The sequence below is a fragment of the Acinetobacter sp. SM1B genome, from assembly GCF_003289665.1.
Taxonomy (GTDB): Bacteria; Pseudomonadota; Gammaproteobacteria; order Pseudomonadales; family Moraxellaceae; genus Acinetobacter; species Acinetobacter schindleri.
This window is the reverse complement of sequence record NZ_QMBM01000001.1, coordinates 1,611,346-1,618,179: the sequence shown is the minus strand read 5'-3', so window position 1 is coordinate 1,618,179 and position 6,834 is coordinate 1,611,346. Positions and strand designations below refer to the sequence as shown.

General features: G+C 41.0%; 6 protein-coding genes and 2 pseudogenes. 7 read left to right on the top strand and 1 reads right to left on the bottom strand.

Annotated elements, in window-relative coordinates; translation table 11 throughout:
• The 7 genes and pseudogenes from C8322_RS07775 to C8322_RS07745 form a co-directional block, all read left to right on the top strand.
• Positions 1 to 335, top strand: a 335-nt coding sequence (locus C8322_RS07775; protein WP_000295858.1) for an IS30 family transposase, incomplete at its 5' end; no start/stop codon positions are given.
• A gap of 8 nt (positions 336 to 343) precedes the next feature.
• Positions 344 to 565, top strand: a pseudogene (locus tag C8322_RS07770) (lipocalin family protein); the annotation flags it as partial.
• 157 nt (positions 566 to 722) lie between these two features.
• The gene (gene rarD, locus C8322_RS07765; protein WP_004893992.1) at positions 723 to 1,661 is read left to right on the top strand and encodes an EamA family transporter RarD; all 939 of its coding nucleotides are present in this window, start codon (positions 723 to 725) and stop codon (positions 1,659 to 1,661) included.
• A gap of 81 nt (positions 1,662 to 1,742) precedes the next feature.
• Positions 1,743 to 2,378 carry a hypothetical protein gene (locus C8322_RS07760; RefSeq protein ID WP_228156496.1) on the top strand — a complete coding sequence of 212 codons (636 nt, stop codon included), beginning with the start codon at positions 1,743 to 1,745 and terminating at the stop codon, positions 2,376 to 2,378.
• A 67-nt stretch (positions 2,379 to 2,445) separates the two neighbouring features.
• Positions 2,446 to 3,528, top strand: a complete 1,083-nt coding sequence (locus tag C8322_RS07755; protein WP_004810519.1) for a hypothetical protein — start codon at positions 2,446 to 2,448, stop codon at positions 3,526 to 3,528.
• A gap of 240 nt (positions 3,529 to 3,768) precedes the next feature.
• Complete coding sequence (locus tag C8322_RS07750; protein ID WP_004810517.1) at positions 3,769 to 5,226, top strand: glyceraldehyde-3-phosphate dehydrogenase; 1,458 nt, start codon at positions 3,769 to 3,771, stop codon at positions 5,224 to 5,226.
• A 185-nt stretch (positions 5,227 to 5,411) separates the two neighbouring features.
• Positions 5,412 to 5,786, top strand: coding sequence for a winged helix-turn-helix transcriptional regulator (locus C8322_RS07745; RefSeq protein ID WP_004810515.1), 375 nt, complete (start codon positions 5,412 to 5,414; stop codon positions 5,784 to 5,786).
• A 95-nt stretch (positions 5,787 to 5,881) separates the two neighbouring features.
• Here C8322_RS07745 and C8322_RS07740 read toward each other — a convergent pair.
• A pseudogene (locus tag C8322_RS07740) lies at positions 5,882 to 6,808 on the bottom strand (MFS transporter); the annotation flags it as partial.
• Between the last annotated feature and the right edge of the window lie 26 nt (positions 6,809 to 6,834).

Genomic DNA, 6,834 nt, shown 5'->3' with positions numbered 1-6,834 from the left:
TACCTGCAGAACTGCGTAAAACGTTGACCTATGACCGTGGACGCGAGATGTCAGAACATAAAATACTCGAAGAAGATTTAGGCATAGATGTATATTTCTGTGACCCACATTCACCTTGGCAAAAAGGCACATGCGAAAATATGAATGGTTTAATTAGGCAATATTTACCTAAAGGGATTGATTTAAATCAGGCAGATCAGCATTATTTAAATCAAGTTGCCATGTCACTGAATACTCGTCCTAGAAAAGCGTTAGATTGGCTTACACCATTAGAGAAATTTGCTCAGCTTGTTGATTATCATATGGCTTTTGAAACTGTCGCACCTCATGTTTGAATTCGCCCTTCATTCGCTGGATTCCTGTTGGACGTGGCGATTATTGGGTTTTGAAACTAGATGAAAACTATCAAACCGTTCTGGTCGGTGAGCCTAAACGTAAATATATGTGGATACTCTCACGTGATCCGCAGTTGGATAAAAATGTAGTGAATGAATATTTACAATATGCTCAGTCAGTCGGTTATGACCTGAGTGATGTGATTCATACCAAACAAACTGCACGCTAAACTCAGTTTATCCTCAAACCATGCTTCGGCATGGTTTTTTTATATTTATACAATCAGAAGCTACACATTGAAAATTTATCATTCGATCAAAGAATAGAGACAAGTATTCTTGAAGACATCCCGATATAATGCGCGCAAAGAGATTTTGGGGTAGTGAATGTATAAAGGGATTGCGCTGTCAGTGCTGGCGTCACTGGTTTTTGGTGTGCTTTATATTTTCACGCCTTTTTTGCAGCCACTAGACAGTGAGCAAACCTTTGCATGGCGTATGTTGGCGACCCTCCCGTTTCTGACGGCGTTTATGTGGTGGTCAGGTGATCTCAATCATATCAGCAGTATTTTTAAGCGAATTCTACAACAGCCGACGTTTTTGATCTGGTTAATTATCAGCTCTTTACTTTGTACAACCCAACTCTGGTTATTTTTATGGGGGCCGATTAATGGTCGCGGCCTGCAAGTGTCGCTGGGTTATTTCCTGTTGCCTTTGGTGATGGTCCTGGTTGGCTGTGTGCTCTATAAAGAAAAACTGTCTGCCTGGCAGATGGCGGCGGTGGTTTGTGCGGTAATAGGCGTGGGACATGAAATCTGGCGGATTGGTTTTATTGCCTGGGAAACGGTCTATGTGGCTTTGGCTTATCCATTGTATTTTTTCCTGCGCCGTCGCTTTGGTACGGATCACTTGGGTGGATTCTGGTGGGACTTATGTCTGATTCTGCCAGTGGCTTTTTATCTGGGCTTTGTACATAGCGATTCTCTCAAGCTGATGGTCAGTTTCCCTCATCTCATCTTGGCAGTGTTGGGTTTGGGTTTCTTAAGTGCTTTAGGCTTAGGTAGTTATATTCTGGCAAGCCGTTATCTGCCTTTCGTAATTTTTGGTCTGCTGAGCTATCTGGAGCCAGTGTTACTGGCTTTTGCCTCGATGGCACTTGGGGAACGGGTAGAATCTGGAGAATGGCTGACCTATATCCCGATTTGGCTAGCGGTGATGGTGCTGATTGTGGAAGGAATATTGCATTTAAAACAACAGCAGTTGAAAAAAGATGAACTTGAAAAAAAAGCTGAAAAAATGGAAAAACTCAAAAAAAATAATGAATAATGCTATTTGCATAAGTGTGATATTCGTCAGATAATTTTGACGTAAATGTTATCTAATTCATGTACCATTTTGTTTAAAAGAATGTTCGTTATATTTAAAGGGGATAGACATGTCACAGATTGCGATTCCATATCAGTTACGTGCACGTTTATCCCAACGGAGCCGAGCCTCGATTTAGAATGGGAGCGGGAGCTTAAAGCTGTTCTGGCAGATATCTCGCCTGAGCTCAAGGAAAGTATCGATTTTCAGATTTTAAAGCCAAAAAGAATTCTCTGGGATCAGGAAACCAATCGATACCGTTATCAGGCTTATCATTCGGTAGAAGCTTTAAGCCAAAAATTTCTGAATGACCGGATGCGTTATTATGCCAGCACGTTCGGTCTCTCTTTGAAAAGCCTGCTCGGGTTAAATGACAGCTTGCAAGTTGCAGACTACCTGGAAAACGTACTCGAGCAGATTGATAAAATTGAAGTCAATGAAAACTTCCAGATGCAGCGTGAAAAGCTGGAACTACGTCGTACTTTCTTGTTGAATGCTGCTGAAATTATTCGTGGTCGTCAATTACAGCCGGTCGAGGGCGTACGTAAGCTCACTGAACAGCAGGTTAAATGCTTCATTATTGAAGTGTTTATCAAGCAACAGTTGTTGGGCTACTGGTATAAACCTTTATTAAAAAAACAGACTGCGGAAATGCAACATCCGTTATTTTCTGATTAAAGAACAGCAAATCCGTCATTTTGATATTGTCCGCACTTCACAGTTTTTATTTATCGTTGCGCCTGTGATGGATGTACAACAAAACCCGTATTCTATTCGTCGCTTCCTCATAGAAGAAAAAGGTGCATTAGAAGGTCAAGTTTATCTGAATATTCTGGTTCTGGATCTGAAAGAGGATATGAATGAAGAGGTAGTAGAGACACTGAAATCCCAGCTGCAGCGAATGGTAACCTTGCAAAGCCAGATCCATCTGGACGTCAGGGACATTGTGCATAATCTGGAGCAGGTCTCTGAACTAAAGTTATTACCTTTGCTGGTCGAACCGGTTCAAGTGGTCGAAAAGAATGCCGATGTTGTGGCGCAACGCCATTTGAAGCAGTTGGAGGAAATTCTGACACGGGAATTGCTGCTGCCAATGCGGGATGCGATTCGTGATCATTTGTCGCATATTGAAGAGTTTGCTTATCTCTATTTACATGTATATAAAATCTTTACTGAAATTTTAGCCTATTACCGGGACTTCAAAGCTCAGCCAGGATTTATGTTTAATTCCTATATCCAGAATTTCGAATATAAGTTATTGGCATTTATCCGTTTGCTGGAAAAGCGTAAGGGTGAAACCTTTATTCCGATGAACCGGAATGAATGGCAGGTAATGCATCAGCGTTGCGAGCAGCCGATTAAAGATATTCAAACCACGATTGCCAATAATGTGCAGCAATATCGGGATCTGAAAAAATATATCAATACGTTGAACCGTCAGAAAGCCGAATATGAAAAAAAATCCATGCTGAAAAAGCTTTGGCGTAAAGATAATTCAGATGAGGCAATAGAAATAGCACTGAATAAATTGCAGCAGTTAAAACGTAGCATGTTCCTGGAAATTATTCAGGTGCCAAGAACCCATGAAAACAGCAGTGTATTTCTAGAATTTGAAAGTTTGCAAAGTTTCCAGAAAGTTGAGCGTCACTATGCCTTTCCTTGTGGGGATAATGGTCTCACCCGGTTACCTGTACTGATTCATTTGCCAGAAACTTATGATGATTTTGATGTGGAAAACTTTAATGCTTCTATGAGTCTGGATATGAATTTTTCAGCAGGCAGCAGGCTGCAACTGGATCATGAAAATGCAGTTAACTTCGAGATTTAGATTTGTGTGAATAAACAACATTTAACAAAAATCTGGTTTAGAGCTTGAAAAATGTTATTTTTCGATTTTTAAATGCAAAATCATCTGACTAATTACAACTATTTTCAAAATTTATAGTGAATATAGGTCTTTTTCCTCAGGACTTTGGCAGCTTTTGATTCAAACTTGCTGCCAATTCCATTACAATTATGGGGTTTTGAAATTTATGCTTAGATTTACAATTAATTAGAGGACGTATCTGTGAGCAAAGACACTATCGTTGCCCTCCATGCAGAGCACCAAGGTCGCTGGAAAAACCGTGAAGAACTCGCGGAGCGTATGATTGCCCTAGTAGGTCAGTTATATCGTGAAAAAAATATCGTAGCTACAGTTTACGGTCGCTCTTTAATTAACCGTTCTGTAATCCAGATCCTTAAAGCGCATCGTCGTACTCGCGTATTGGACGTTGAGCTTTCTGTTGTAGACACTTTCCCAATCCTTGAAGCATTGGCGAAAATTGAAAACATCGGTACTGCTGAAATTGATCTAGGCAAACTTGCTGTTGAATTCAAAGCAAAAGGTGGTGATGTTAACGCATTCGTTGCTGACGCTGTGAAATCTCTTGAAGGCAATGCAACTTCAGTTGAAGGTAAGGACGTTGTACTTTACGGTTTTGGTCGTATCGGCCGTATTCTTGCACGTTTGATGATCAGCCAGTCAGGTCTAGGCCGTGGCTTGAACCTGAAAGCAATCGTAGTTCGTAAATCATCTGACGGTGATCTTGAAAAACGTGCGTCTTTATTGCGTCGTGACTCAATCCATGGTCCATTCGCGGGTACGATCTCTGTAGATGAAGAAAACGAAGCAATTATTGCAAACGGCCAGTTCATCAAAGTGATCTATGCATCTAATCCATCTGAAGTGGATTACACTGCATACGGTATCGAAAATGCATTAGTGATCGATAACACTGGTAAATGGCGTGATGCTGAAGGTCTTGCTCAACACCTGAAATGCCCAGGCGCTGCTCGCGTAATTCTGACTGCACCTGGTAAAGGTGACATGAAGAACGTTGTATTTGGTGTGAACCAGGCTGACATCCTTGATGAAGATCAAATTATCTCTGCTGCAAGCTGTACAACCAATGCGATCACTCCAACATTGAAAGTGTTAAACGACAAATACACAGTGATCAATGGTCACGTTGAAACAGTTCACTCGTTCACAAACGACCAGAACCTGATCGACAACTACCATAAAGCTGACCGTCGTGGCCGTGCTGCAACATTGAACATGGTTATCACTGAAACTGGTGCTGCTAAAGCAGTTGCGAAAGCACTTCCTGCACTTAAAGGCAAGTTGACTGGTAACTCTGTACGTGTTCCTACACCAAACGTATCTCTTGCAATCCTGAACCTGACTTTAGACAAAGAAGTTGATCGTGATGAAGTGAATGAATACATTCGTCAAATCTCAATCAATTCTAACCTTCAAGGTCAAATCGGTTATACAAACTCTACTGAAGTTGTATCTTCTGACTTTATCGGTTCTCGTACTGCAGGTGTATTCGACGCTCAAGCGACAATCACTTCAGGCAACCGTTTAACTGCTTATGTTTGGTACGATAACGAAGTAGGTTATAGCTGCCAAGTATTACGTATCGCTGAACAAATGGGCGGCGTAAGCTATCCAAAAGTTCCTGCTGAAACTAATGCATAATTAGTATTGAGCTGAAAAAAGGGCCTCATTTGAGGCTCTTTTTTATTGCATGTTTTTTAGGTTTAAGTTTTGGATTTAAATGGAATATTAATTTGAAAATAACCTTGCTGATGAATTCTTGATCTGATAACTTTCTAAATGAAAGTACATGCTGAAAAGTAAGTTTATAAATTAAGAGAAATATTATGTCAGCTTATGAAACCAGTAAATTACTGGGTCAGGTTTTATCAACAGAATGTCCTTCACGTGAAATACTGGAACACTTAGCCAATAAATGGTCGATTCTGGTGTTACGTTGCTTAAGTGATGGCGTACATCGTTTCAGTGAGCTGAAACAGCGCATTGAAGGTGTTAGTGAAAAGATGCTGGCCCAGACTTTAAAAATGCTGGAGCAGGACGGGTTCATTTTAAGAACAGTCTATCCTGTCGTACCACCAAAAGTGGAATATCAGTTGACCATTACTGGTTCACAGGCTGCAGAAAAAATAAATTATCTGATTGGTTGGTTAGAGCGTAGCCTGCCTGAGATTTTGGAAAATAAAGAACGTGTTGCAAAATAGAAGCTAAATTGCTTTTGGGGAAGCAATAAATGAAAAAGTCAGAAAATTTGGTTGCTACTTTAAATGGCGATCTATTAGATTTTATGTGCGATTAGTATCGCATAGATCACAATATTCTGCTGAGCAAAATATAAGGGCAGTGTAGAGCCGAGTATCAAGGCAATACATAGCTTGGCGACCAGATTTTCTCTGCCTTGTCCTACGGTTTTGCCTGACCAGCTTGATGAATAAATTCCAATCACACCGAGTAAGCCGAACAGGCCAATTTCAAAATCAGTGAAATGGTAAGGTGCGCTACCTAGTACAAAGGTCATTGAAGTAAAGACCATAGATAGAATACCGAAGCCTAAAGCACCTGCGCAGGCACGACGAATCAGATGCGGGTTCTGCTTAGCGATGACAAATAAAGAGCGATAAATACTGCCAATGGTCAAACCCGCCTGGGGTTGAGTATCTGGTAGTTTTTTCCACATGAGAGTGGCAAAAAGCAAGGTAATGATTCCACTAGATAAGTAAACACCTTCCCAAGACCAATAGGTCGAAACAAAGCCAGCAAAAGTCCGCGATAGGATAATACCCATCACCAAGCCACTCATCAGTTTACCGACAATAGTAGCACTGGATTCAGGTGGACTAATCGTAGAAGCAAAAGGAATTAAAACCTGCGCTGAGATTGCGCCAAATGTCGCACATAAGGTAAACACATAAAGCGTTGATAAAGTCGTGCTGAATGAAAGCAGAATCTGTGAAATGGCTGCAAAGACCATCAGACTGACCACTAGCTTGCGTTTATTCAGGAAATCTCCTAATGGTACTAACAGCATTAAGCCCAGTACGTATCCAATCTGGGCGATCACTACCGTTAAGCCAGCCTGACTGGTTGTAATTCCTAAACTTTCCTCGATTGAATAGATCAAGGGCTGATTAAAATAAGCCGATCCGGCACAGAGACCACATGCCATTGCCATAAGTAATACAAATTGTGATGACAATGGGCTGACAGAATTCTTTTCTGTGGTCATAGCTATACCATGGGCTCTTTTTCGAC